Origin of the sequence: Citricoccus sp. NR2 (genome assembly GCF_027594385.1) — a bacterium.
Classification (GTDB): domain Bacteria; phylum Actinomycetota; class Actinomycetes; order Actinomycetales; family Micrococcaceae; genus CmP2.
Map to the genome: position 1 here is coordinate 486,757 of NZ_CP115154.1, position 25,110 is coordinate 511,866.

Annotated in this window: 21 protein-coding genes and 1 pseudogene; 13 read left to right on the forward strand and 9 right to left on the reverse strand. The window is 61.5% G+C overall.

The features are described 5' to 3' along the window. Window positions 1–5: 5 nt before the first annotated feature. Both O1A05_RS02275 and O1A05_RS02280 read right to left on the reverse strand, forming a co-directional pair. The gene (locus O1A05_RS02275; RefSeq protein WP_270106480.1) at window positions 6–458 is read right to left on the reverse strand and encodes a flavodoxin domain-containing protein; all 453 of its coding nucleotides are present in this window, start codon (window positions 456–458) and stop codon (window positions 6–8) included. A gap of 9 nt (window positions 459–467) precedes the next feature. Continuing rightward, window positions 468–1,781: an LLM class flavin-dependent oxidoreductase gene (locus O1A05_RS02280; RefSeq protein WP_270106481.1), complete on the reverse strand. Its 1,314-nt coding sequence runs from the start codon at window positions 1,779–1,781 to the stop codon at window positions 468–470. Window positions 1,782–1,876: 95 nt separating this feature from the next. Between O1A05_RS02280 and O1A05_RS02285 the strand changes: the two genes are divergently transcribed. Together O1A05_RS02285 and O1A05_RS02290 are read left to right on the forward strand one after the other, a co-directional pair. Beyond that, window positions 1,877–2,626 carry an HpcH/HpaI aldolase/citrate lyase family protein gene (locus O1A05_RS02285; RefSeq protein WP_270106482.1) on the forward strand — a complete coding sequence of 250 codons (750 nt, stop codon included), beginning with the start codon at window positions 1,877–1,879 and terminating at the stop codon, window positions 2,624–2,626. Window positions 2,627–2,639: 13 nt separating this feature from the next. Further along, window positions 2,640–3,206 carry a DUF4870 domain-containing protein gene (locus tag O1A05_RS02290; RefSeq protein ID WP_270106483.1) on the forward strand — a complete coding sequence of 189 codons (567 nt, stop codon included), beginning with the start codon at window positions 2,640–2,642 and terminating at the stop codon, window positions 3,204–3,206. 12 nt (window positions 3,207–3,218) lie between these two features. On the opposite strand, the gene O1A05_RS02295 is transcribed toward O1A05_RS02290, so the two are convergent. The 5 genes from O1A05_RS02295 to O1A05_RS02315 all read right to left on the reverse strand — a co-directional run bounded on the left by O1A05_RS02295 (window position 3,219) and on the right by O1A05_RS02315 (window position 6,827). Beyond that, window positions 3,219–3,848: a DUF4166 domain-containing protein gene (locus O1A05_RS02295; RefSeq protein WP_270106484.1), complete on the reverse strand. Its 630-nt coding sequence runs from the start codon at window positions 3,846–3,848 to the stop codon at window positions 3,219–3,221. Further along, complete coding sequence (locus tag O1A05_RS02300) at window positions 3,845–4,531, reverse strand: DUF4166 domain-containing protein (RefSeq protein WP_270106485.1); 687 nt, start codon at window positions 4,529–4,531, stop codon at window positions 3,845–3,847. Before O1A05_RS02300 ends, O1A05_RS02295 begins: the two co-directional genes overlap by 4 nt. Next, complete coding sequence (locus tag O1A05_RS02305) at window positions 4,528–4,746, reverse strand: hypothetical protein (RefSeq protein ID WP_270106486.1); 219 nt, start codon at window positions 4,744–4,746, stop codon at window positions 4,528–4,530. Before O1A05_RS02305 ends, O1A05_RS02300 begins: the two co-directional genes overlap by 4 nt. Window positions 4,747–4,757: 11 nt before the next feature. Beyond that, window positions 4,758–5,198, reverse strand: coding sequence for a hypothetical protein (locus O1A05_RS02310; protein ID WP_270106487.1), 441 nt, complete (start codon window positions 5,196–5,198; stop codon window positions 4,758–4,760). A gap of 255 nt (window positions 5,199–5,453) precedes the next feature. Further along, a complete protein-coding gene (locus O1A05_RS02315) occupies window positions 5,454–6,827 on the reverse strand; it encodes an MFS transporter (protein WP_270106488.1) in 1,374 nt (457 codons plus the stop codon). Window positions 6,828–6,971: 144 nt separating this feature from the next. Between O1A05_RS02315 and O1A05_RS02320 the strand changes: the two genes are divergently transcribed. The 7 genes from O1A05_RS02320 to O1A05_RS02350 all read left to right on the forward strand — a co-directional run bounded on the left by O1A05_RS02320 (window position 6,972) and on the right by O1A05_RS02350 (window position 15,923). Then, entirely contained in the window at window positions 6,972–7,805 is an 834-nt protein-coding gene (locus tag O1A05_RS02320; RefSeq protein WP_270106489.1) for a PaaX family transcriptional regulator, read from the forward strand. Between the two features lie 87 nt (window positions 7,806–7,892). Then, the gene (locus O1A05_RS02325; protein WP_270106490.1) at window positions 7,893–9,422 is read left to right on the forward strand and encodes an FAD-dependent monooxygenase; all 1,530 of its coding nucleotides are present in this window, start codon (window positions 7,893–7,895) and stop codon (window positions 9,420–9,422) included. Next, the gene (locus tag O1A05_RS02330) at window positions 9,419–11,503 is read left to right on the forward strand and encodes an acetate--CoA ligase family protein (RefSeq protein WP_270106491.1); all 2,085 of its coding nucleotides are present in this window, start codon (window positions 9,419–9,421) and stop codon (window positions 11,501–11,503) included. Before O1A05_RS02325 ends, O1A05_RS02330 begins: the two co-directional genes overlap by 4 nt. Then, entirely contained in the window at window positions 11,500–13,176 is a 1,677-nt protein-coding gene (locus tag O1A05_RS02335; RefSeq protein ID WP_270106492.1) for a (2,3-dihydroxybenzoyl)adenylate synthase, read from the forward strand. Before O1A05_RS02330 ends, O1A05_RS02335 begins: the two co-directional genes overlap by 4 nt. A gap of 101 nt (window positions 13,177–13,277) precedes the next feature. Continuing rightward, window positions 13,278–14,360 carry a cupin domain-containing protein gene (locus tag O1A05_RS02340; protein ID WP_270107482.1) on the forward strand — a complete coding sequence of 361 codons (1,083 nt, stop codon included), beginning with the start codon at window positions 13,278–13,280 and terminating at the stop codon, window positions 14,358–14,360. Beyond that, window positions 14,357–15,181 carry a fumarylacetoacetate hydrolase family protein gene (locus tag O1A05_RS02345; protein ID WP_270106493.1) on the forward strand — a complete coding sequence of 275 codons (825 nt, stop codon included), beginning with the start codon at window positions 14,357–14,359 and terminating at the stop codon, window positions 15,179–15,181. Before O1A05_RS02340 ends, O1A05_RS02345 begins: the two co-directional genes overlap by 4 nt. A gap of 1 nt (window position 15,182) precedes the next feature. Continuing rightward, window positions 15,183–15,923 carry a maleylpyruvate isomerase family mycothiol-dependent enzyme gene (locus tag O1A05_RS02350; protein ID WP_270106494.1) on the forward strand — a complete coding sequence of 247 codons (741 nt, stop codon included), beginning with the start codon at window positions 15,183–15,185 and terminating at the stop codon, window positions 15,921–15,923. Between the two features lie 142 nt (window positions 15,924–16,065). Here O1A05_RS02350 and O1A05_RS02355 read toward each other — a convergent pair. Continuing rightward, window positions 16,066–17,267: pseudogene (locus O1A05_RS02355) on the reverse strand (IS110 family transposase). Window positions 17,268–18,332: 1,065 nt separating this feature from the next. On the opposite strand from O1A05_RS02355, the gene O1A05_RS02360 reads away from it, so the two are divergent. Further along, window positions 18,333–19,627 (forward strand): IS3 family transposase gene (locus O1A05_RS02360; RefSeq protein ID WP_270106495.1). Its coding sequence is split into 2 segments (ribosomal slippage): window positions 18,333–18,606 and window positions 18,606–19,627, totalling 1,296 coding nucleotides; the frame shifts between segments, so codons are not numbered across the junction. 87 nt (window positions 19,628–19,714) lie between these two features. Here O1A05_RS02360 and O1A05_RS02365 read toward each other — a convergent pair. Continuing rightward, on the reverse strand, window positions 19,715–20,524 hold the full coding sequence (locus O1A05_RS02365) for an alpha/beta fold hydrolase (RefSeq protein ID WP_270106496.1): 810 nt from the start codon (window positions 20,522–20,524) through the stop codon (window positions 19,715–19,717). Window positions 20,525–21,667: 1,143 nt separating this feature from the next. Here O1A05_RS02365 and O1A05_RS02370 point away from each other — a divergent pair. From O1A05_RS02370 to O1A05_RS02380, 3 genes are all read left to right on the forward strand, one after another. Further along, the gene (locus tag O1A05_RS02370) at window positions 21,668–22,444 is read left to right on the forward strand and encodes an HAD family hydrolase (protein WP_270106497.1); all 777 of its coding nucleotides are present in this window, start codon (window positions 21,668–21,670) and stop codon (window positions 22,442–22,444) included. 32 nt (window positions 22,445–22,476) lie between these two features. Further along, a complete protein-coding gene (gene poxB, locus O1A05_RS02375; RefSeq protein WP_270106498.1) occupies window positions 22,477–24,204 on the forward strand; it encodes a ubiquinone-dependent pyruvate dehydrogenase in 1,728 nt (575 codons plus the stop codon). 84 nt (window positions 24,205–24,288) lie between these two features. Next, a complete protein-coding gene (locus O1A05_RS02380; protein ID WP_270106499.1) occupies window positions 24,289–25,104 on the forward strand; it encodes a MerR family transcriptional regulator in 816 nt (271 codons plus the stop codon). The last annotated feature ends 6 nt before the right edge of the window (window positions 25,105–25,110 follow it).

Sequence of the window (25,110 nt, forward strand, 5' to 3'; positions counted from 1 at the left end):
CCTCGTCAGTCCGTACGCGGATGCTCCACGAAATAGTCCAGCGCCGTCGATAGCCAGGCGCGGGCCTGAGTCTCATAGTCGACGTCGCAGTCTTGGCGCTCCAGCACCCGGGTAGCCCCCAGCGCCTCGAGCTGCGCGTCGATCTTCTTCCCGGCCGCGCAGAAGAAGGAGTAGCTGGTGTCCCCCAGGGCCAGCACCCCGTAGCGTAGCTGCGGCAGTGGCGGCGTCTTCGCCCGCGAAATGTCCAGCCAGAACTGCTCGGCGGTGTACGGCATATCGCCATCACCGGCCGTGGACACCAGAAACAGCGCATCGCGCACGTCGACGAAATCCTCCATGGTCAGGTCATCGAGGTCCATCACGACGACGTCGAGGCCGCGTTCTTCTGCCAGGGGTCCGGTCTCCTCAGCGAGTTCTTCGGTGGTGCCGGTCTCGGTCCCGTACAGAAGGTGCAGCATGACCTCGACTCAGCCGCGGTAAGGCAGGCCGAGGTGCTCCCTGAGCGTGGTGCCGGTGTACTCGCGCCGGAACAGCCCGCGCTGCTGCAGGATCGGCACCACGTGCTCGGTGAAGGCGCGCAACTGCCCGCGGATGGTGTGCGGCATCAGGTTGAAGCCATCGGCGGCGCGATGTTCAAACCAGGCCTGCATCTGGTCGGCGATCCGCTCGGCCGAACCCACCACCTGGTGGTGCCCGCGCTGGGCCGCGACCCGACGGGCAAAATCGCGCAGGCTCAGGTTCTCGGTCTCGGCGATCCGCTTGTACACCGCCAGCCGGGACTGGTGGCCCTGCACCGTGTCCGGGTCGGGCAGCGTGGGCACGGGACCATCGATCGGATACTCGCGCAGATCGATCTGGGTGACGTCTCGGATGCTGCCCAGAATGTGCTCGGGCTGCACCGTATCGAGCAACTGCTCCTGGACCCGCTGCGCTTCCTCGTCGGTGGAGCCGACCACAAAGGCGAAGCCCGGCATGATCACCACCTCGGACTCCTGCCGCCCGGCCGCACGCACCTGCCGCCGAATGTCGTCGGCGAAGGAGACCCCGGACTCCAGGGTGGTCTGCGCGGTGAAGATCATCTCTGCGTGCTGCGCGGCAAACGCCATGCCGCGCCCGGAGGACCCCGCTTGGACGCGCACCGGTTCGCCCTGCACCGAGCGTCGGTACTCCCCCGGCCCGGCCACCGCGAAGTAGTGACCGTGGTGGTCGATCGGACGCACCGCCCCGGGCCGGGTGTAGGTGCCAGCCTCGCGGTCCCAGGTCACCGCGTCCTCGTCCCAACTGCGCCACAACTGACGCACGACGTCGACCGCTTCCTCGGCGATGTCGTAACGCTCATCGTGCGGGATTTTCGCCCCGAACTGGCGGGTGGTGTCGGGCGAATAGCTGGTGACGATATTCCACCCTGACCGCCCCTGGGAGAGGTGGTCGAGCGCGAGCACCTGGCGTGCGATGGAGTACGGGTGCTGGTAGGTGGTGGAGGCGGTGGCGATCACACCCAACTGGTCGGTCACGGCGGCGAGCGCCCCGCCCAGGGTGAACGGCTCGAAGGCATCGACCGGAGGGCCGTACTGCCAGGAGCCGTCGGAGCCAATGGTCAGTTTGTCCGCGATGAAGAACGCATCGAACCGCGCTTCCTCAATCAGCCGTGCCGCTTCCCGGTACTCGGCAAAATCATTGGTGCTGTGCGCCGGGACCTCCGGCAGCCGCCAGGAGGAGGCCAGTTGCCCGTGGGGCAGTGCGAACAGGGCCAGATGCAGCTGACGATCGGACGCGGTCATTCATCCTCCAACGAGTGACTTCAACGAACCTTATACTGAGGTCTTACTTACCTATTTAGCGTATCGCTGATGCCCTATTTTGTCCCGGGAGATCCATGTCTGATTCCTCATACTCACCCCCGCAGCCCGAGGAGACCTCGCACGGGGACCGCTCCTTCGCCTCCGTGGAGACGGCCCGCAGCTGGCTGATGCTCTCCGGTCGTACCCAGGTCGACCTCACTACCCCGGTGCGCGCCACCGCTGCCGACGTCGTGGTGGTCGACCTCGAGGATCACGTTCCCGAAAGCGAGAAGCCCGCCGCCCGGCAGCGACTGCGCACCTGGCTGAGTGCGCCCCACAAGGATGAGTCCGACGGCGGATCCGTCTGGGTGCGCATCGACGCCCGCTCCACCGCGTTCTGGGAGCCCGCCGTTGCCGCCCTGCAGGGAGCCCCCGGATTGCAGGGCATCATCCTGGCGAAAACGGAGAGTGCCACCGAAGCACGCGACACGGTCGAGGCGTTTCCCGGGATTCCCGTGGTCGCGCTCATCGAATCCGGCCGGGGCCTGCAGTGCGTGGACGAGATGGCGGCATCCGGGGTAGTCCGGCTCGGGTTCGGCACCGGGGATTTCCGCCGTGATACCCGCCTTGCTTCACCTTCCGCCCTGGCCTACCCGCGCACCCGGATCGCGATCGCCTCGGCGGCCGCTGGTGTGCCCGGGCCCATCGACGGCGGCACGGTCGGCACCGATCCCGCAGATATCCGCCGCCAAGCGGAGATCGCCGTCGAGTATGGATTCACCGGAAAATTCGCGTTACACGAGCAGCAGATCCTGCCGTTGCATGACATCTTCGGTGCTCAGTAACTATGCTTCGTCCATGAGTTACCCTCCCGGCAACCACGGACAGCACGGCCAGCAACCCCCGCAGGCGCCACCACCGTATCCGCACCAGGGTGCCTCCGGCGGCATCGGGATGTATCCGACTCCGCCGCACATCCCACCACAAGCACCGCAGTATCCCCAGCACCCGCACCAGGGTCACCCCGGCATGATGTACCGTCCGGCCACCGGAGCGCTGCCCTGGGGCCTGGGCCTGCTCGTGATGATCCCGATCCCGGTGCTCTCCGCGCTGGTGGCGAGCATCGCCATGCTCATCGCCGGCCGCTCCGCCCGCCACAAAGGCCCCCTGGCCGCAGCGAACGGCCGCCACGCCGCGAACTGGGCGGTCACCTACCTGTTGCTCACCATCCTGCTGATCGGCGCCCACGCGCTGATCCTGATCCTCATCGAGGGCCGGGGCGTCACCGGGTTCTTCCCCGTCGGCATCCCGATCACGCTGTGGCTGATCGTCAGTGTCGCCCACTTCGTGATCACCGTCATCGGGCTGTTCAGGGCCAGCAAAAACCAGGAGTTCCACGGTCCCGGGTTGCCCCTATTGCGCTGAGCGACCCACTTCTCACACTCGATACGCGGCGGTGAACCACCCGCGATAGCGCAGCACGGTTCCCAGCAGGGGGTTGCGCGCGTGAACGGAGATCGTCTGTCGCTGATGCGTCTCGTCCCACCCGTCGATCGATTCGACGTCGACGCCGAACAGCCGCGGCAACCGTAGGGTTCTGCCGCCGACCCGCAGCCGGGTTGCCGTGGAGCGAAGCCGCAGGTGCCCCTCCGACGTCACCGAGCACGTCAACAGAACCTCGATTCGCCCCGTCCCTCCGGGGGTGTTGACCAGGGTTCCGGGGATGCGCCCCACCTCGAGGACGTCAGCGAAGCGCTGGCGACCGCGCCGGAAGAAGAACGTCCGCACGGCCTCCAGCGCCATCGTGCCCGCGTCGGCCACTGGCCGGTTGATGATCGTGAAGGGCACGTCTCGCTCATCGGCGCTGAGCACCGCGTCCGCACCGGCGACCAGCCGCAGCAGACCCGCCAGCCGGCGATACGGGCTGCCGGCGATCTCGAAGACTCCGCGCCCCTCGCCGGTGCGAAAGCCGGGCGGCGGACCGGCCACGTAGTCTCGCAGCTGCGGATGCAGGCCGCGCGCCTGATCACCGAGCACCCGGAGGAAGACCGAATCCCGCGTTGTCATTCGCGGCGCTCCTCGCGACGGGGCTTCACGGCACTCGGCGTCGTCGCTGCCTCGGGATAGTCGCAGGTGAACTCTCCGCGATACCCGAAGAGGAAGCCGAGCAACCGGTTGCGCACCTCCAGGTCGATGGTGAACACCCCGCGCTCGTCGTCGTAGCGTTCGGTCAGCTCGGCGACACCGCTGAACGCCAGGGGAAAGCGGAAGCCGACTGGGCCCTCGTAGAACCGCTGCTCGCTGGACTTCAGCTTCAGGGCGCCATCGTCGGTCACCGCCAGGTCCAGGTCGACGGCGAGGTGCTGGTGGCTGCCCAGGTAATCAACAATGCCCCCTCGGGCCGCACTGTAGATCATGGTCGCGTCGAAACGCCGGCTGCGCCCCGAGGGCAGGTCCATGGTGCGCACGAAAGTGACCGTCTCGCGGTCGAAACCGTCCAGGTAGGCGTGATTGTCGATGCGGAAGGGCACGTTCTCCCCGGATTCGGGGAACATGATGTTGCGGAAGCTGCCCAGCGTCAGAAATGGCACGGTCCACCACGGCCCGCGCCGGATCCGGTGCATGGTGCCGCGGCCGATGCAACTGTACCCGCTGGCCACCCCCACACCGAACCGTTTCTGCAGCTGCGGGTGCAGCCGGGCGAAATCCTCACCGAGCGCACGCCGGAAGATCCCCTGGCCGCGGCTCATCGGCTGATCCGTTCCAGCGACTCCGGCGCGGAAGCCATGATCGTGTGCGCGGCGGCCGGTGGACGATCACGGCAGCGGCGGGCCCGTGGCACCGGCCCGGATCCGGGAGACCGAGGCAGCAGCGCCCGCCAGGGCGAGAAGCGCTCCGGTTCGATGCCCTCCTCCGCCCAGAGCCTCAGCCGGTCGAAGCTCCACGCCGTCAGCCACCACACCACCCGGCGGGTGATCAGCGGGTCCAGGATCGGTCCGAGCCGACCCCAGCCGGAACATAGTCGTAGCCGGTCAGAAACCGCACCCCGTCGTCGGTCGGGATGTACCGCCAGTACCCCCGCCCCGCGCCCAGCGGCGAGAGTCGATCGTCGGGCTCAAAGACCAACGCCGAGGTGCGCTCGCCACGCGCGGAGCGCCGCTCCCCCAGCGACACCCCGGTTCCGGTGATCCTGATCGGCCCGAACGCCAGCGAGTACCGGAACTCCTGCGCCCCGTTCTCCCGCAGCTCGGTGGGCACAATAGCGCTGAAGCGGGCATCCCACCGGGCATGCTGCACCAGATCCTGGGTGAGCTCCCACAGCGTCTCCATCGGCGCCCGGATCGTGGTCTCGATGTACAGGGCCCGGTCTCTGGGGCGACGACGACGGCGTCGCGCGCCGCCCGTTCCGGAAGTCATGGCACCACAGTAAGCCAGCGATGCCGGGACCACTAGTGTGAGTTCGGTCCCTGGCACCGCGAACCGGATAGGCTCGCACCATGAGACTCGCCGCCTTCGACTTCGACGGGACCATCCTTTTCGACGACGACAAGGAAACGCACTCGGACTAAACGCCCGGACGCCTCTCTGCGACTTTAGAGGTGGAATCACAGGTCACGTGGATCCAAGGAGAAACACAACATGCGTACTGGGAGTGAACAACCTACCCAGCGCTCACCTCTTTACACGGCGCGGGACTAGAAGAATTGCGAGGATGCCCAGCAGCGCTGCCATACTCCAAACTGCAAAGTTGGTGAAAGATGTCAGTTCTGCCGCTACCAATACTCCACCCCCTGAGATCGCTAGCACCGCACCGATCCGCCCCACACCAAGCGTTACACCAAGGGCTGTTGCGCGAGTGTCATCCGCGTAATACGTCGCCACGAATCCGTTCACGAGGATCTGCGCACCGATGGAACCGAAGCCCACGATCGCGACAAGCACGTACATCACGCTAAGAGGGAACGCCCCTGTACCCATCAACACAAGCGCTGCGCCGGATGACAAGAACGAAACCACCGTGACTGGACGTGGACCGAAGGTATCTGCCAGGCGAGACGAAATAATCGCCCCCACGACCGCGCCGACGTTGACGGCAAGCAGAAAGCTCAAAGAAGAGGTGAGAGTGTATCCGGCCGCCACCAGCAACGTGGGCATCCATGTATTCAGTCCATAAACCAGCGTTTGTCCGGCAATACCCGCGACGCAGAAGAGAACCGTTGCCATCAGCCAAGGGTGACGCAGAACGTTAAGAATCTGCTGCCCCCCGCGCGGCTCTGCACCCGCATGAGCAGGCTGGGAAGCCTCAGCTTCAGATACGGGCTTTGCGCTCTGAACCGTCGAGGGAACTTCGATCCCATAGTCCTCCGCAATACGCGCAGCTTCAGCCGTCCGCCCCTGCGCGCGAAGATACGCCGGAGATTCGGGCAAAAGGAAAAACAACAAGGGCACCACAGTGACCAACGGCAGGCCGCCGATCGCCAGCAATCCGCGGAAGCCGATGACATCGAGCAGGGCGATCGCACACAGCGCCGACAAAACGCCACCGACGGCGTAGCCAGAGAACATCAAAGCGTTGTTGAAGTTGCGCCGGTGGGGTTTCGAAAATTCCACGGTAATGGCGATCGCAGTTGGAATGACGCCGCCAAGGCCCAGACCGGCGAGAAAGCGGAACAGTCCGAACAGCTCCGGTGATGGTGCTAACGCCGTGGCGACCATGAGCACGGAGAATACGGACACGCTCCAGATCATGACTCGGCGGCGTCCTACGACGTCCGTGAGGTAACCGACAATGATTGCACCAAAGAACATCCCCGCCAGCGCATAACTTCCGTATGCTCCGGTTTGCACTGGGGTCAAGCCCCATTCCTGATATTCGAGGAGTGCTGGAACGATCGCACCGTAGACGACCAGGTCATAACCATCGAAGACTATCGCCACGAAACAAAGAAAGATCACTGCTGCAGCTGATTTTCGATGCTTTCTAGGAGCATTAGCTTCATGAAGACTCGTAGCCCGGCAAGTATCATCACGTTGTGTTGTCATCATTAACCTCTTCCCACCTCGCACCATATGTAACAATTACACACCGATACGCCTGTATTAGTGACACGTTAAAGAGAAGCACAGTGTGACACAAAGCACAAGCCTCGCGACAATCAGCACATCACCTCAAAATCAGGAGCTCAGAAGATGCGCCCCAAAGACCTCATCATGGACCTATTCGGCGACTACATTCGCTACATGGACGGGGACATCCGCCTGACCCAGCTCACCCAACTCATGTCCCTATTCGACGTTGAGCCTCCTACAACTCGCGTCACTCTTTCCCGCATGCGCAAAGAAGGCTGGGTAACGACCGAGCGTCACGGCAGAAACGTCAGCTACCAGGCGTCGGCCAGGATGCTCGAAGTGCTAGACGAGGGTCGAGATCGTATTTTCACCACGAGAACCCGCCCCTGGTCCGGCCAATGGACCATGGTGCTGTACCAGATCCCCGAAGCACAACGACAGCAACGCGAGGCATTGAAACGCAAACTCGCCTGGGAGGGGTTCGGCCAATTGAACCCCACCACCTGGGTCGCTCCGCACGACGTGCGCGAAAAGATGATCACCTCACTACAACGAGAACCAGGGGTCAGGATTCACGTTGTCACCATGACGACGGGAAGCTGGGAACGCGACCGAGAACTCGCCCAGCAATGCTGGGATCTGGCCGACCTGGCGACGAAATACCACGAGTTCATCGCCGACTGGGAGCCCTGCTTGGAGACGACCATGCAGGAAGCAATCACACCAGCCGAAGCGCTGAAACTGCGCGTGAAGCTCGTGTGGAGCTACCGTCACTTCCCGTTCATTGACCCAGGGCTGCCGGACGCACTCACCACCGCAGGCTGGCCCGCGTCCCGCGCTCATGAGGTATTCCTCCAGGTCCACCACGCCCTCGCGGGGCAAGCCACCGCTTACATCTCATCAGCCCTCACCCGACCCGACGTGGAGCCAGGCAGTCAGAACAACCCAAGATGAAACAACTGATGCGTGTTACTCGTTTAGTTGTTATACTCCAATCGTTAGATCAGTCACATAGACACTACGATTCAGGAGGTCTCCGCTATGACCATTCGGATTGCCTGCATCGGTGGAGGGCCTGGCGGCCTTTTCTTCTCCACCTTGATGAAACGCCACCTACCGGAAGCGGACGTCGTCCTGTTCGAGAGGAACCAAGCCGGGGATGCATTCGGATTTGGTGTCGTATTCTCGGACGCCACGCTTCGCAAGATCACCGATGCAGACCCGGTTCTTGACAACGCGCTGACGAGCGATGGCACACACTGGGACACTCTGCAGGTGTGGCTCAAAGGCGAGCGTCATTCCTTTACTGGAAACGGCATGTCGGCCATTCACCGTAAGACTCTGCTCTCTGCGCTGCAAGAAACCGCGAGTGAGGCCGGCGTCGAAATGCGTTTCGGCTCCGTTGTCTCCTCGCTGGAAGACCTGAAGGAATTTGACCTCATCGTCGCCGCAGACGGCGCTAATTCGAACACACGCCGTTTGGTTGGTGCGAAGGAACTGCAGCATAAAGAAGCGCAGGCCAGCGCAAAGTTCATCTGGTTCGGCACAACCTACATGTTCGATGGCCTGACCTTCCTGCATAGGCAGAGTGAGCATGGAAACTTCGCGGCGCATGCCTATCCCATCAGCGACGAGCTCTCCACCTTCATCGTGGAGGCTGATGAGCAAACGTGGAGGAACGCCCAGCTTGACGAGTTCGACGTTAGTCAGCCTCCCGGTATCTCGGATATGAAATCGAAGAAGTACATCGAGGAACTTTTCGCTGAGGATCTTCAAGGCCATGAGGTCGTCACTAATAACTCGCGTTGGGGAAACTTCCGCACCCGCACCTCCGGTCGGTGGTTCCACGACAACGTTGTCTTCCTTGGCGACGCACTGCACACGGCACATTTTTCCGTCGGTTCCGGTACCAAGATGGCGATGGAGGACGCGATCGTTTTGGCCCGAAGTGTGGCGGACCATCCCAAAGATCTGCCAGCCGCCCTTGAAGAGTACGAGAAGATTCGTATGCCCGAGGTCGCTAAAGTACAAAACGCCGCCCGCCCATCACTGAGTTGGTGGGAGCATTTCGGTCGCTACTACAACTCGTTGGCGCCTTTACAGTTCACCTTCCACTTTGTGTCTCGCTCCATTTCGATCGAGAAAGTCCGTCAACGGGACCCAGAATTGGTCGCCGCCGTTGAAAAGGAGTGGCACGATGAGCACGGTCACGCGCCATTGCTTACACCTGTGACCCTGGCCGGTGTCAACTTCACAGGACGTTTGCTGTCGCTACATGAGGGGACGATGACGAATGATGATGAGCGTCTCCCGCTGGATGCACTTGACCTGACCATCCTCGAGGCTCCTGACCATGAGGAGCAGCTCGGTTCCATCATGGCGACATTACCTACCAGTGGCACTGTCTTGGTGCGTGGCGGTACGCCGCTGACTCGCCGTTTGATCAGTGAGGAAGCACGACTTAGCCGGAACCTCACCACTATCATCGCCGAGCCGACAGATGAGGAAGCTGCGACCACTGCTGTTCTTTCTGGACGTGCTGATGCCGTAGCAAATGAGGTGGCTAAATGACGACGTCGCCCGCACTCACCGCCACTGATACGGGACTGAACCGCCTCTTCGAGCCGCGGGGGATTGCCGTTATCGGTGCGTCCGCCGAACCTGACAAGCTGGGCGCGGTCATGGCCGCGGCTACCTCTGAATACGAGCATCCTGTTGCTCTTGTTAATCCACGTAATCCGGAGATGTACGCTTCTATCGACCAAGCAGCCCAAGGTGTAGATGGCTTGGACAAGACGATCGATCTCGCCATCTTGTGTGTCCCTGCTGCCGTAACTGCTGAGGTGCTCCGCTCAACTGCCCAAGCCGGTGTCGGCGCCGCTCTGGTCTGTGCCGGCGGCTTTGCTGAGGCTGGAGGACCTGGCATTGCATACCAACAGCAAATCATCGACGTCATCGAAGACACGGGCATTCGGGTTCTCGGCCCGAACACGTCAGGTTTCTTCATCCCGAGACGGAAGTTGATCGCCAGCTTCGTCCCTGGGGCCGCACATCTGAAATCGGGAGTGATTGGCGTTGTATCCTCCAGCGGCGGGGTCAATCATTCGCTATCGTTCCGGCTCGACCAGGCTGGGGTCGGCGTTTCCCTCGGTGTTGGCATTGGTGCAGGAATCGATGTCACCGCTGCAGAGGTGATCGATTACCTGGCTGACGATCCTGCCACGGAAGCTATCGCGTTACACATCGAAACAGTTCCCGATGGACGGCGTCTAATGGCCGCTGTGCGCCGCGCTTCGGTACGCAAGCCTGTTATCGCACTCGTGGTCGGTGAAAACGACGTTGCAGAGTTCGCCCAATCTCACACAGGTGCTCTGGCTACTTCTTGGAAAAGCACTTGCGCTGCGCTCCTACAGAGCGGGGCCGTGCTCGTGCGCGACGAATCGGAACTGGTGGCCGCAGCAGCAGCGCTGTCACGCACGCGTATTGGGGCGCAACCAGTTCCGGGAGTGGGGTTGATCACGGGGCAAGCCGGACCCGGCCTAATCGCTGCTGACCATCTCTCTGGAGCTCGGGTGAACATCCCACCATTGGCAGATTCGACGGTAGCCAGCCTCACTACCCTGCTACCGCCACTGACTTTTCAAGGAAATCCAGTCGACACTGGTCGCCCGGCAGGGACCTTCTCTGACGTGATCAACACGGTCGCGAATGACGCGTCCATAGACGCGGTGGGGATCTACGGACTACTCGAACCCGTTGCGGACTTCGTACAGGCCGTGAAAAATGCCAAGGCCGACCACGTAGCCACCGTCCTCTCGGTGGACGGGCCAAGTGATGACGTGCGTCGCGTCGTCCGCGACGCCGCAGCGGCGGGGATTCCGGTCGTAAGCGGCCCAACAGCTCTCGCCCAGAGCCTGGAAGCGCTGGTCCGCGATGCCGTCGCCCAGCACAACCTGCTCCAGTCTGAGCAAAGCTCCAAGTCAATCGCGGTCGGCGACGGCCCATGGGACGAAGCTACGTCCAAAGATCTATTACAAGAAGCGGGGGTCAACGTACCCGCACGGTTCCGTGCCAGCACGCATGCGGAAGCGCAGGCTGCGTTGGGGCAGCTTGCTGGGCCAACGGCTGTAAAACTTGTAGACGCTGAAATCTTGCACAAAACAGATATCGGCGGCGTTCATCTCGGAGTATCTACCGAGTCCCAGCTCGAAGCAGCACTTCTCGCCCTCGACAAAGCCGGAGCCAAGGAATATCTCATCGAGGAGATGGCCAGCGATGGAATTGACCTCGTTGTAGGCGCACGACGCGACCCGGTCTTCGGCGTCGTCGTACTCCTCGGCATCGGCGGCACCGCCGTCGAAGTGATGGGAGACGTTGCCGTCGGCATTCACCCGCTACGTGAAGGGGCTGTGGACGCAATGATCGATGACCTCGCCACCGGACCTATCCTTCGCGGCTGGCGTGGTGGCCCGGCAGTGGATGCCGATGCCCTGGCCCAGATCCTCTCGATCTTGGGTCAAACCCTTGAAGACAATTCGGACCTTAGCGAATTTGAGATTAACCCGCTACGCATGACTAATGCCGGTCTGGTCGCTTTGGACGCCGTGATTGTTGCGGCGCCAACCCAGAATGAGGAGGAGCGAAAAGGATGACCAACCACAGCAAGGACGGCATCACGGCCTGGCCAGAGGACTTGGCTGGTTACTACCGCCGACAGGGATACTGGGAGGACCTGCCGATCGGTGCACATGTGAACGCAACTGCCGACCGTGTACCGGACCGAATTGCACTCGTAGATGGTGCAGACGGAACGCGCCTTACGTATGCAGAATTAGTCAATCGCGCCGACGCGGCCGCTGAACGACTTCTCGAGAACGGGTTCCAGCGAGATGACCGCGTCCTCTTCGCTCTGCCCAATGGGTGGCAGTTCGTAGTCGTAACTCTGGCTTGCCTACGCGCAGGAATCATCCCCATCATGGCGCTGCCAGCACATCGTCGATTCGAGCTCGCCTTCCTGAGTAACCTAGCCGAAGCGCGAGGTCTCTTTGTAGCCGACACCCTGAAAGGTTTCGACTATCAAGACCTCGCGGACGAACTTCGCGACGAGGTGCCCTCCATAGAGTACGTATATGTTTCTGGTTCCCCACGGAACGGGAATCTAAGTCTTGAGGCCCTGTTGGCTCCCGGTTCAGAGCCGGTGAGGGCCCGCACCCGCCTCGACAGTATGGCGCCAGCAGGGGAAGACCCGGCACTATTCCTGCTGTCTGGAGGTACCACCGGTGTTCCGAAACTGATCGTACGCACCCACAACGACTACGCATACAACGTCAAGGCCTGCTCCGAAATCGCAGAGATTTCGGGAAATACTGTAACCCTAGTCTCCATGCCCGTAAGCCATAATTTCCCGTTGGCGTGCCCTGGGGTGCTAGGCACACTTTTCCTGGGCGCGCGCACGGTGATCTTGCCAAGCGCAAATCCAAAGAAGGCCTTCCCCATGATCAAGGCCGAGGGTGTCACCGACGCCGCGGTCGTGCCCGCGGTGGCCCAGACATGGATCGAGTTCCAGTTAGAGCACGGCACCGACGAACTTGCCACCCTACGCACTTTGCAGGTTGGCGGCTCACGAATGCCTGACGAGCTAGCCCAGCGCGTTGAGCCAGTCCTCGGGTGCCGACTGCAGCAAGTCTTCGGTATGGCCGAGGGACTGATCAATATGACTCGTCTGAATGACAACGACGAGGTCATCAACAAAACACAAGGTCGGCCTGTCTCTGAAGCCGACGAGGTCCGGATCGTAGACCCTCTGGGCGCTGACCTACCCAATGGAACTCCAGGGAGCATCCTTACGCGAGGACCCTACACTCCGCGCGGCTACTACAGTGCACCTGAGGCGAACGCTCGAGCTTTCACTGACGGCTGGTACGCCTCAGGCGACGTTGTTGAGCGTCGCCTTGATGGGAACCTCATTGTTCAGGGGCGGGACAAAGACATGATCAACCGTGGCGGCGAAAAGATCTCCGCCGAAGAGATCGAGTCACTGATCTATCAGATCCCTGGACTCACCATGGTCGCCGCCGTCGCGATGCCGGACCAGGTGCTTGGAGAAAAGGTCTGCCTGTATGCACAGACGGCGCACGGGCACACACTGACCTTGGACCAGGTACGCGAGCACCTTCATCGTACGGGCGTTGCAGCTTTTAAGATCCCCGAACGAATCGAGATTGTCGATTCAATCCCCACAACCAAGGTGGGCAAGATCGACAAGAAAGCGCTGCGAGAAGACATCGCCACGCGCATTAGATCCGAGCAGGAAACCCAGTCATAACCTAACCACCTGCTGCTCACTGCAGCGGCACAGAAGGAGGACCCATGAGTAACCACGATGATCACCATGCCGACCATGACCTGCCACGCGGTGTCGACGGGATGAATGTGCCGCCGCCAACGCCGGAGGAACAAGTACAGCTCGAGCAACTCTACGCCGATTTCGAGGCCGGCCATATGATCCCACTGTGGACTGAGATCGGTGACCTGATGCCTCCAGAGCCACGCCCACAGGCGAAACCGCATCTCTGGCGTTGGAATGAGCTCCTGCCCCTGGCCCAGCGAGCGGGAGATTTAGTGCCCGTGGGGCGCGGTGGAGAACGTCGTGCGATTTCACTGGCCAACCCGGGACTCGGCGGACGTCCCTACACAACACCAACGCTTTGGTGCGCAATCCAATATCTCGGCGGACACGAAGTTGCTCCCGAACATCGGCACTCGCAGAACGCGTTCAGGTTCGTAGTCGAAGGCGAGGGTGTTTGGACAGTGGTCAATGGCGACCCGGTACGCATGTCCCGCGGCGACTTCCTACTCACTCCTGGGTGGAACTTCCACGGTCACCACAACGAAACTGACCAGCCTATGGCTTGGATCGATGGACTCGATATTCCCTTCGTGCACTACACCGACACTTCGTTCTTCGAGTTCGGCATCGATAGGGTAACCGACGAGTCCACCCCAGATATCTCACGCAGCGAGCGACTCTGGAGCAATCCTGGGCTACGTCCGTTGTCCGGCCTGAACAATACTGTGTCCTCACCTATAGGTGCCTACCGGTGGGAACACACTGATCGAGCGTTGACCGAGCAGCTCCGCATTGAGGACGAGGGATTCCCTGCGACTGTGGCTCCAGGGCACGCCGCAGTTCGATTCATCAATCCCACCACTGGAGGAGACGTCATGCCCACGATCCGGGCACAGTTCCATCGGCTCCGAGATGGAACCGAGACGCGGACCATTCGGGAGGTCGGATCAAGCGTCTATCAAGTATTCGAAGGTCGCGGTATCGTCACGATCGGTGACACCCAGCACAAGGTCGAGACCGGCGATATCTTCGTCGTGCCTTCATGGGCACCGTTCCACATGCAAGCAGAGACGTCCTTTGATCTTTTCCAGTTCGGTGACCACCCGATCATCGAGAAACTACACTTCCAGCGAACCTACGTCGAAGGAGACAACTCATGAAACTCGCGACCATTCGAACACCTCAGGGTACGGCGGCCGCCCGGTACGACCAAGGCAAGTGGACTTTGGTCGATGGTTACTCCGATGTCGGTCAGCTCCTGCTCGCAAAGAACTGGCTACGAACAGCGCAGAACGCTTCGGGGAGTTCCATCCCGGAGGAAGATGCCCAACTCGACTCACCAATTCCGGCACCTGGAAAAATCATCTGCGTTGGACTGAATTACGCCTCCCACATCAAGGAAATGGGGCGCGAGCTGCCGACGCATCCGACCCTTTTCGCCAAGTTCGCGGAGACACTGACCGGCCCATTTGAGCCGATCACAGCCGTCGCTGAGGACCCCGAGCTTGACTGGGAGGGAGAATTGGTCGTTGTCATTGGCAAACGTGCCGATCGCGTCACCGAGGAAGAAGCTCGCGACGCAATCGCAGGTTATTCCTCCGCCAACGACATTTCCATGCGCGGCTGGCAGTTCCGAACCATCGAATGGTTGCAGGGCAAGATCTGGGCCCGCTCAACCCCGATCGGTCCGGTCGTGGTCACTCACGACGAATTCGATTACAAGAACTCCACCTTGCGAACACGGGTCAATGGCGAGGTGATGCAAGAGCATTCCACCGGTGATCTCGTGTTCACGCCCGAACATCTCGTGGCGTATATCTCCACTATGCTTCCGTTGAACCCCGGCGATCTAATCCTTACAGGAACGCCTGGCGGAGTCGGTCGGGCCCGCGATCCGCAGGTTTTCCTGAAGCCAGGCGACGTCGTAGAAGTAGAGATCGACGGCATCGGACCTATGCGCTCAAAGATTGTGGCCCCTTGACATGGTGGCTCGCTACGATTTAGCAACCGATCCGGTTCTGAAACAACAGCTCCTCACTGTTAGGAGGGGTACGTCGTTCTGGCATCGAAAGGTGCAAGAAATCCATGACGACCATCTCGACGAGCCTACACGGCTACAGGGGTGGACGCGTCGACACCTCATCGCGCACGTTGGATACAACGCCAGAGCAATCCAACGCTTGGTTTCCTGGGCCAACACCGGGGTGAAGACCCCGATGTACGCGTCACCGGAAGACCGTGCCCGCGAGATCAAACTCGGCGCGACCATGCCAGCCCGAGCACTCCGACACCTTGATCATCACGCTGCGGTGTCACTGAACGTCGAATGGCGCGATACCCCTCCGGAGGCTTGGGCAGCTGTGGTTCGCACAGCTCAAGGTCGGGAAGTGCCGCTATCCGAGACGGTGTGGATGCGAACCCGCGAGGTCTGGCTACACGCCATCGATTTGGTTAATGGCGCGCGGTTCTCCGACATCCCCGCCGAAGTCCTGCAACGACTTTTGGAGGACATCACGACCGCGTGGCGCGCACGGAAAACAGACCCGGGGTTCACCATCGAAGTCACAGACCGGCCCGGCTTGGACCCAATCGGTGCTGGGGTCGAGAACGATTCCAGAGTTACGATCCGGGGCGATCTCGCCGCGGTAGTTGCGTGGGCATCTGGAAGGGACGCCTCTCGGCTAGTTCTTGGCCAAGACGTCCCAGCGCCTCGGTGGCTCTAGCCAGTTGGTGCTTTTTAGATGTGGCGCCACGACGGTGGTGCTCCATCTAACCATTGTTAAGTACCCCGTCACGCAGGTATGTGCCCGAATTTCCTTCGGGCACATACCCGTAGGCGTTTGCAATCACCCGTTACATTCATTGTCAAGCAGCAGCCGGGGTCTTCGCCTCGTAGAAGGCCCCGGTCTTGACCATCGCGTACAGGACGTTGAGTCGACGACGAGCCAAACACATCACCGCAGCATTGTGGCGCTTACCCTCAGCCCGTTTCCGGTCGTAATATGCCTTCGATAAAGGATCATGGCCGATGCCACCCACGCCGAGTGGAACAACGCATTCTTCAACCGTTTGTTGCCCGCCCGCGACGGGAACTCACCCCGAATCGATGTCCCCGACCGCCGCGTCACCGGAGCAATTCCGGCATACGCAGCCAGATGCCCGGCAGTCTTGAACGCAGAGAAATCACCGGCCGCCAGGAGGATCTGGGACGCGGTCTTAACGCCGACTCCCGGCATGGACGTTAAGACCTGAAGAAGAGGGAGCGAATCAGCCAACTCAGCAGCTTCTGCCTCGATCTCAGCCCGTTCAGCCTTCAACGCCTTGATCCGTGCAGCGTGCCTCGGCACCACCGACTCCGACGCTTGACTGCCGGGCACGGTCACCGTCTGCTCGGCCAGAGCGTCGAAGATCGCATCGATCAAGACGGAGGGATCTTTGCGGGTATGGTTGCGCGCCCACCGCTTCACTCCCGACTTCCCCGCCGCGCGCAGCCCTGCTGGACCCCGATACCGGATCAGCAGATCCAACACGATGCTCCTGATCAGCACGGTTCCTTTGAAGACGCGTTCCAGTGCTGGGTGGATCTGGAGCAACAGGGACCGTAGCCGGTTGATCGCTCTCGTGATGTCATGGGCCAGGTCCTCATCCGTGCCGGCCAACACTTTGAGATTAGCCAGCACATCCGACTCCCGATCCACAGACCTCAAGGTGTGTGGCATCGTGCGCGCAGTGTCGGCGATGATGAACGCATCCCGGGCATCCGTCTTCGCCTGACCCGGATACAGATCAGCAGCCTTGCGCATCGCCAACCCCGGCAGATAAGCGATATCGGCACCACAATCCCTAGCGACCGCGACGGGAAGCGCCCCAATCGTGTTCGGCTGATCAACAATCACCAACACCCGGCCGTAATCCTCCTGCAGGGTTGTGATCACGTCCCGAAGTGTTGTTTCATCTTGCGAGAGTTCGTGGTCGAAGACCCGCTCGCCTACTAGATTGAGCCCGCAACCGTGATGACTGGTTTTGCCGACGTCGAGTCCGATCCAGATGTCGTAATCGGTATTCATGACAGTCCTCCTCGACCATCAGTTCCATGGCCGTTGGCTGTCATGACACCCGATGCTGGCACCCACGTTACGAGAGACCTCAACAGTATTGGGCCGAGCCCCTATCAGCAGTCAACGCGTGTCCTGGATTCCTGGCGGCAACACCCCCCGGATCATTGATGACAGGGCAAATCAGCCATACCAGGACCAGCGACCAGACCCCGTGTGGGGCCTACGAATAAATATAGGGGCACCCCCCTTTATCTGCTGGTGCGTCTCAGGGGATTCGCCAGTACTTCGCGTCTTTTCCACTGCATCCTGAAACCCAAGAACGAGGTTTTCCGGCAGTATCCCGGTTCAGTTTGGTTGACCCTCTATTCCCGTTATCGGGAACATCGAGTTCAAGAAGATTCGGAGTTGCCCCGAGAATCGGAGCTAAAGTTTTCGGTCCGCCAGATCACACAGCGCTGTTCAACTTGAATCAACTTCAAGAGAAAGTCGCGTTAGGTCATGTTGGTCAGGTGGATCGTAATCGAAATCAGGATCTAGTCGTAACCTACGACGAACACGGCCCGGGAGATAGGAGCGAAAACAAGTGAGCGCATCACACTAGAGGACATTTTTGCGCCGCCTAAAGCAAGGTTCGCGACGTTACAGGATGGTGCTTCTGCCGTCGCGTCCCCAAGCTTCAATGCCGGGCCTCGCATGCTTCGACGTGCGCCGCCGACCGCGAGCACACGATCCGGTACGTTTTATACTCCTTCCCATTACTAGAGGCATCGATTTGCTTCCACATTGCGTAGAGCTGTTTCGTCGATGCCGCCTTGCCCACCAGTCGAACTGTTCGTGGGCTGGGCGCAGTTTATACATGCTTCTTCGGCGCCTCATACCAAGAAGTATGGGGACGAAAATTGCACGCTCTCCTTTCGGCTGCCAACCGGCCGACGGACGTGACTTCCCAAGCAACAGCCCCGAAATGTTGGCGCGTCAGCCCGAACAACAAGGCCTTGCACGACTCCAAACATTGTTCCAGATGAACTGTCCCGGGTTTAGTGCCGCTTCCTTTTGAGTTGAAAGGATGGCGTCATGCCGAAGAAGATCGATCCGCAGGTGCGTGAACGAGCCGTCAGGCTCGTCCTTGAACACCGCGCTGAATACCCCTCGAACCAGCAGGCCGTCGTGGCCGTTGCCCGCCAGGAAGTCGTCGGGGCTGAGTCCCTGCGCCGCTGGGTAATCCAGGCCGAGATCGACGCCGGTGACCGTGTTGGTCAGACCAGCCAGGAAGCAGCTGAGATCAAGCGGCTCAAGGCCGAGAGCAAGCGACTGCGCGAAGACGTCGCGATCCTGAAAGCCGCGACGACTTTCTTCGCGGGGGAACTCGACCCCCGCAACCGATGATGCGCGCGTTCATCGATCAGATGCGCGCCGAGGGCCATGCAGTCGAGTCGATCATCCGCGTCCTGCAAGGGCAGGGCGTGAAGATCGCTGCAAGAACCTACCGGACCTGGACCAGGCCCCGCATCGCCGCCCGCACTGTCACCGATGCCCTCGTCGTTGACGCCGTTCGCGACGCCGCCCGGACGACCGTGGTCAATGGCGCTGGTGTCGTGCGGCGGAAGATGACTCCGGAAGGACTCTATGGTCGCAAGAAGATGACCGCGCTGATCCGCCGGACCACACTCCCTGACGCCTCGCGCGGCGCGGTCGACCGGGTCATGCGTCTGCTCGGACTATCCGGGGCAACCCGAGCCAAGGGCATCCGAACGACGATCCCGGCGAAGGACGGGATCCGTGCCGGGGACCTGCTGAACCGTGACTTCACCGCGCCCAGGCCGGATCACACGTGGGTAATGGACTTCACCTATGTCCGATCATGGACGGGCTGGGTATATGTCGCGTTCATCCTCGACGTCTACTCCCAGCGCATCGTGGCCTGGCATGCGCAGACCAGCAAGCACGTCGACCTGGTCATGATCCCGCTGCGGATGGCGCTGTGGGAACGCGGTCGCCAGGGCCGGCCCATCGAACCCGATCAGCTCCGAGCGCATAGCGATGCTGGGTCTCAAGGCCAATACACGTCCGTGGCGTGGACAGAGAAACTCGCTCTCGACGGCATCGCCCCATCGATCGGGTCCGTCGGCGACGCGTATGACAATGCCCTGATGGAGACGATTAACGGGCTCTACAAGGCCGAGTGCGTCCGCACTACGATCTTCCATGACGGACCGTTCAAAACGATCGCCGATGTCGAGTACGCCACCGCAGGCTGGGTCGATTGGTATAACCACCGCAGGCTCCACGGTAGCCTCGGAATGAGCAGCCCCGCCGAATACGAGGCTGCCTACTACGAGTCCCTCACCCGAGAGATTCTCCCCGCATAGAAGCGGCAGAGAACCCGGGACGGTTCAAGAACAAAGAATTGGTCAACGTGCCGTGCTAGTTATAGGCGCTACGCCGTCCGGATAGGCTTAGGACTCGGCGTGCGCGGTAATGGCGTCAATGACGACGCGCGAAAAACCGGACGGGTTCGCTAGATGAGCGAAGTGGTCGGCGCCCTCGATATCGGTCGAGGTGGCCCTTGCAATAGTGTCGGCGAGGTCGTGCACCGACTGGGCCAAGAACGAAGAGGTGGCGGTTCCAGCGATCAAGTGCGTCGGGTCCGTGATTGGAGCGTAGCGGGAAATGTCCATGCCAAGGGCGTCGATTTCGCGTAACTCTCGCACCCACGTTGGGGTGAGCGGAACAGAGCTGTCCCAGATTGGTGTTTCGCGGATCGATGGAATCGCTTCTGACGGTACGCGTACAAAGTTCACTAATGCGTACGCAAGAGCACCGTCGAGATCGCCTTTTTCTACCAGTTCGACATAGCCGGCGAGCCGCTCGCCTGCGACCGTACCTTGCACGGCAAGTGGAGGCTCGTATGCGATGTGCGTGCCACCATCGAGCCCGTGCTGAAGCGAGTACTCCAAGGAGCACAAAGCGCCGTAGGAGTGGCCAAGTAGATGCGATCCTGACCCAGCGACAGCGAGCATCGTTCCGATATCGGCGACTTCTCGATTAATCGAGTAATGCTCACTATCACCTGTGTCCCCACGCCCCCGGCGGTCATAGACATACACGGTGAAGTGCTCGGCAAGAGATTCCGAGGCAAGCAGCCACTGTTCCTTCGTCGCAATGCTGCCGTGAGTGATGACGAGCCCGGGGCCTTGGCCTCTCCTAAAATAGCCGAGTGTTGCGCCGTCGCTCGCGGTAACGCTGAGGTTCTCAATTTCGGACATCTCTGTACTCCTTGGATTGACCTACTCGCCCATCATATAACATATTCGCGTTTATCGTACCTGCTATGTTTCATAATGTGCCAAGTCGTCCCGAGGTAGCCTCGGACACCCTCCTGCACCACCTGATTCATTCTCAACGCGCTCAGCGCACGCGACAACATCGGTCGACCAGAAAATCAACAGCACCCCATGATGAAGCAATCCTCAATCGCACCTTCATCAGCAACCGCTCCGAACCCACCGCCCTCAATCGGAGGCAACACCGTATTGGAACCCGAATGCAATCCGGCGAGTCGAGTCGTGCGTATCTCAGAATCCGGCTGATGCACGGGGATGCAGGCCTTTACGATTCACATGCGCGATCGCCCCACCCGAATAAGGCATCGATGTCAAAGATGTAGCGCAGCACACCATCGCCGGCACTGCCAACAGGTTCGGTAGCGCGAAATGACTCCAGACCTGATTGGAAAACCTCGCCCGGCAGTTGGGCTCAGAATGTAGATTCCGAATGGAGCCCAGCTCTCGAACAACCTGCATCACAGCAACAGGTGAGAGGGTAGAGCTCACGCAATATCAAACCGTACAAGCTGGCGATAGCGCCACCCCGCCCCGCGAGACGCAACATCTGAATGATATTCTCATTCTGTTAGTTACATAGATATCCAGTTCAGTCTGTAGCGTCCAGCTCCCATTAAAGCCTGATCCTCTACTCTCCCGTTCACGATTTTCCGGGGTTGCTTTCGAGCGCTCAAAGAGCGTGCCGCAACTCTCAATAGACTCAATAGACTTAGCAACATCAGTCGACCCTCGGGATAGGACGCTCCATGCCTCACATGGCGATGTGGTGATTACGTTCAGATGGATCCGCCCTATTGACACCCTCTACAGAACTACTTGCGGAATAGGTTGGGAAGGCCGTCCGTGATCGAAAGTAGTATCTAGACCCAACGAAAAAGGCCTCCGAATGCAAGACAAACACCGCGCGCGGAACCGGCCCTCGACAAGTCGGCCCCATATCAGTCGCGATTGTACACAGACGTTCTCAGGCAGAAGCGCTGAAAGGTGACTTGTCGACGAGAAGGACCCACCGAACGTGCAGTGTGAGTTCGGTCCCTGGCACCGCGAACCGGATAGGCTCGCACCATGAGACTCGCCGCCTTCGACTTCGACGGGACCATCCTTTTCGACGACGACATCCCCGCCGATACGGTGGCCGCCATCCGGGCCTGGCAGGACGCCGGGAACCTGGCCGTGGCCGCCACCGGAAAATCGTTGTCCGCCGCGCAGTTCGCGCTGCAGGGATTCGACGTCGTCTTCGACTATTCGGTGCTGTTCACCGGAGCGGTGATCACCGACCGCGCCGACGCCGTGCTGCGCTCCTCCACCCTCGACGTCGAGGTGGTGCGCAGCATCGTCGACGAACTGAGCGACACCCCGGGACTCGCCGTCTACGGCACCACCCTGGAATCCGCTGACGCCCGCTTCGTCTCCACCCTGCCGAGCACGATGGGCACCTCGATCCTGCGCGATTATCGCGAGGTCACCGTGGAGGAGGTCGCCGGCGAGCAGTTCGTCGGGGTACCGATCTGGGTGCCCGAGGACGAGGAGCTGAAGCTGCGCATCCACGCCTGGGTGCAGGACACCTTCGACGTGGCGGCCTTCGTCAATCAGACCTTCATCGATGTGCTCCCGGCCGGAGCGTCGAAAGGAACTGGGCTCCAGTGGCTCATCGAGCACCTGGGCCTCGCGCGCCACGACGTCGAGCTCATCACCTTCGGCGACTCCTGGAACGACCTGTCCATGCACACGATCGCCGACCGCTCCTACGCGTTCCCGTGGTCGCCCGACGACGTGAAGGCCGCCGCCGGCGACACCATCAACACCGTGGCCGAGGGACTTCTCACGCACCTCAACCGTTGAGGCCGTGCGACGTCGGGTCCTAGCCTGGCACCATGAATATCGCCGAACTCTTCGTCACCGAACTCGAACGTGCCGGCGTCAGCCGGGTGTGGGGCCTGGCCGGAGACTCGCTGAACGCGTTCACCGAAGCGCTGCGTGAGAACGACTCGGTGGAGTGGATGCATGTCCGCCATGAGGAATCTGCGGCCTTTGCCGCCGCCGGCGAGGCCGGACTCACCGGGGAACTGGCGGTGGTGGCCGGTAGCTGTGGCCCCGGCAACCTGCACTTCATCAACGGGCTCTATGACGCCCACCGGTCCCGGGTCCCAGTGCTGGCCATCGCCTCGCACATTCCCAGCGAAGAGATCGGCTCCGGATACTTCCAGGAAACCCATCCGCAGGAGCTGTTCCAGGAGTGCAGCGTCTACACCGAAATGATCAGCTCGGCCGCCCAGCTACCCTGGGTCCTGGAGAACGCGATGCGTGCCGCCGTCGAGCGCCGTGGTGTGGCTGTGGTGGTGGTTCCCGGCGACGTGTTCTTCGAGGAGGCGCCCTCACGCCGTTCCACCGCGCCGATCCGCCGCAGCAACCCGCAGGTGGTCCCCTCCGTCGAGGAGCTCGACGAGGCCGCCCGACTGCTCGACGACGCCGAACGGGTCACCATCTTGGCCGGCGCCGGGGTGGCTGGTGCCCGCGAGGAGGTGCTCGCCTTGGCGGAGCGGTTGCAGGCCCCCATCGTGCACGCCCTGCGCGGCAAGGAGTACATCGAGCACGACAACCCCTACGACGTCGGCATGACCGGCCTGTTGGGCTTCAGCTCCGGCTACCGGGCCATGGAACGCTGCGACGCCCTGTTGATGCTGGGCACCGACTTGCCCTACCGTCAGTTCTACCCGGACGACGCCCGCATCATCCAGGTGGATTTGCGCGGCGAACATCTGGGACGGCGCACCCCCTTAGACCTGGGACTGGTCGGCGATGTCCGCCTCACCGCCGCCGCCCTCACCCCGCTGCTATGCGAGAAGCGCTCCGGCAAGCACCTGCGCGACAGCCGCAAGCACTACGAGAAGGCGCGCAAGGGACTGGACCGGCTGGCGGCGGCAGACGACCGCGGCCCGGTGCACCCGCAGTACCTCACCCGCCTGATCGATGAGCTCGCCGACGACGACGCCGTCTTCACCGCGGATGTCGGCACCCCGGTGATCTGGGCGTCGCGGTACCTGAACCTGGGCGGAGACCGCCGCCTGCTCGGTTCATTCATCCACGGCTCCATGGCCAATGCCCTGCCGCACGCCCTCGGCGCCCAGGCCGTGGACCGCTCACGCCAGGTGATCGCGCTGGCCGGTGACGGCGGCCTGGCCATGCTGATGGGCGATCTCATCACGATCAAGCAGAACAACCTGCCGGTCACCATCGTCGTCTACGACAATTCCTCGCTGGGGTTCGTCGAGCTCGAGATGAAAGCCGCCGGCCAGGTGAATTTCGGCACCGAACTGGCCAACCCCGATTTCGCCGCGGTGGCCGAAGCGGTGGGCATCCCGGGTCATCAGGTGGAGACCGGCGCCGAACTGGAAGCCACGCTACGCGAGGCACTCGCGGCCGACGGTCCCCGCCTGGTGAACGTGCGCACCACCCGCCAGGAGCTGTCGATTCCGCCGAGCATCACCGCGGCCCAGGCCAAGGGTTTCACCCTGTGGGCGCTGCGCACGGTGATCGCCGGCCAGGGGGGCGAGCTGCTGGATCTGGCCGACACCAATCTCTGGCGCCGCCTGACGAACTGACCTCTTCCACGGTCATGCCCACGGCAACTCGATAAGCTGTGGGAGATTTGACCCTGACACGGTGGAAGGTGATTGAACAGAGACATGCTGTCCATCGGAGCCTTCGCGCAGATCGGTCAAGTGACCCATCGCCAGTTGCGGCACTGGGATGCCGCCGGGCTGCTCGTACCCGCGCACGTGGACGAGTTCACCGGCTACCGCTCGTATGACCCGTCGCAGCTTCGCCAGCTGCATCGGATCGTTGCGCTGCGCCGCCTCGACTTCAGCATGGACGACATCGCAGCAATGCTCAGCGAGGGAGTCTCCACCGATTTCCTGGCGGAGCTGCTGCTGGCCCGACAGACGCAGGTCGAGCGCGAGCACCGCATCGCGGAGGCTCGGCTCATCGACGTCGCACGACGGTTGCACCTCATCGAAACGGAGAACACCATGTCAAACATCGAATACGTCGAGAAGCCACTTCCGGCCCTGCGTCTTGCGGCACGCACCACGATCGTCCCCGACCAACCCGACATCGCCGGGTTCGTCGGACCGGCCTTTGATGCGCTGGCCGACCTCATCGGTGATGTTGCCGGCGCCTTGGATTCGCCCCTCGCGGTCTATGAGCCCGTCGAGGCCGGCATGCGGGTCATCGTCGGCTACGTCTACGGCGGTGAACCGAGAGACGGATTCGAGATCATCGACATCCCCTCGGCCGACGCCGCGCTCTGCGGCGTGCATCTCGGGCCAATGGACCGCATCGGAAACAGCTGGCAGGCGCTGCACACAGCGATCGTAGAACGCGGCTACGCGCCATCTACTGCCTGTCGAGAGCTCTACATCCGCTCGTACCCGGAGGACCAGACCGACTGGGTGACGGAGTTGCAACAGCCGATCCAGCTGTCGGCAACACCGAGGTAACGCCGA

Excerpts from the sequence above, each read along its gene's own strand:
- O1A05_RS02275 (WP_270106480.1), bottom strand. The coding sequence starts at position 458 with ATGCTGCACCTTCTGTACGGGACCGAGACCGGCACCACCGAAGAACTC.
- O1A05_RS02280 (WP_270106481.1), bottom strand. The coding sequence starts at position 1,781 with ATGACCGCGTCCGATCGTCAGCTGCATCTGGCCCTGTTCGCACTGCCC.
- O1A05_RS02285 (WP_270106482.1), top strand. The coding sequence starts at position 1,877 with ATGTCTGATTCCTCATACTCACCCCCGCAGCCCGAGGAGACCTCGCAC.
- O1A05_RS02290 (WP_270106483.1), top strand. The coding sequence starts at position 2,640 with ATGAGTTACCCTCCCGGCAACCACGGACAGCACGGCCAGCAACCCCCG.
- O1A05_RS02295 (WP_270106484.1), bottom strand. The coding sequence starts at position 3,848 with ATGACAACGCGGGATTCGGTCTTCCTCCGGGTGCTCGGTGATCAGGCG.
- O1A05_RS02300 (WP_270106485.1), bottom strand. The coding sequence starts at position 4,531 with ATGAGCCGCGGCCAGGGGATCTTCCGGCGTGCGCTCGGTGAGGATTTC.
- O1A05_RS02310 (WP_270106487.1), bottom strand. The coding sequence starts at position 5,198 with ATGACTTCCGGAACGGGCGGCGCGCGACGCCGTCGTCGTCGCCCCAGA.
- O1A05_RS02315 (WP_270106488.1), bottom strand. The coding sequence starts at position 6,827 with ATGATGACAACACAACGTGATGATACTTGCCGGGCTACGAGTCTTCAT.
- O1A05_RS02320 (WP_270106489.1), top strand. The coding sequence starts at position 6,972 with ATGCGCCCCAAAGACCTCATCATGGACCTATTCGGCGACTACATTCGC.
- O1A05_RS02325 (WP_270106490.1), top strand. The coding sequence starts at position 7,893 with ATGACCATTCGGATTGCCTGCATCGGTGGAGGGCCTGGCGGCCTTTTC.
- O1A05_RS02330 (WP_270106491.1), top strand. The coding sequence starts at position 9,419 with ATGACGACGTCGCCCGCACTCACCGCCACTGATACGGGACTGAACCGC.
- O1A05_RS02335 (WP_270106492.1), top strand. The coding sequence starts at position 11,500 with ATGACCAACCACAGCAAGGACGGCATCACGGCCTGGCCAGAGGACTTG.
- O1A05_RS02340 (WP_270107482.1), top strand. The coding sequence starts at position 13,278 with ATGAATGTGCCGCCGCCAACGCCGGAGGAACAAGTACAGCTCGAGCAA.
- O1A05_RS02345 (WP_270106493.1), top strand. The coding sequence starts at position 14,357 with ATGAAACTCGCGACCATTCGAACACCTCAGGGTACGGCGGCCGCCCGG.
- O1A05_RS02350 (WP_270106494.1), top strand. The coding sequence starts at position 15,183 with ATGGTGGCTCGCTACGATTTAGCAACCGATCCGGTTCTGAAACAACAG.
- O1A05_RS02365 (WP_270106496.1), bottom strand. The coding sequence starts at position 20,524 with ATGTCCGAAATTGAGAACCTCAGCGTTACCGCGAGCGACGGCGCAACA.
- O1A05_RS02370 (WP_270106497.1), top strand. The coding sequence starts at position 21,668 with ATGAGACTCGCCGCCTTCGACTTCGACGGGACCATCCTTTTCGACGAC.
- poxB (WP_270106498.1), top strand. The coding sequence starts at position 22,477 with ATGAATATCGCCGAACTCTTCGTCACCGAACTCGAACGTGCCGGCGTC.
- O1A05_RS02380 (WP_270106499.1), top strand. The coding sequence starts at position 24,289 with ATGCTGTCCATCGGAGCCTTCGCGCAGATCGGTCAAGTGACCCATCGC.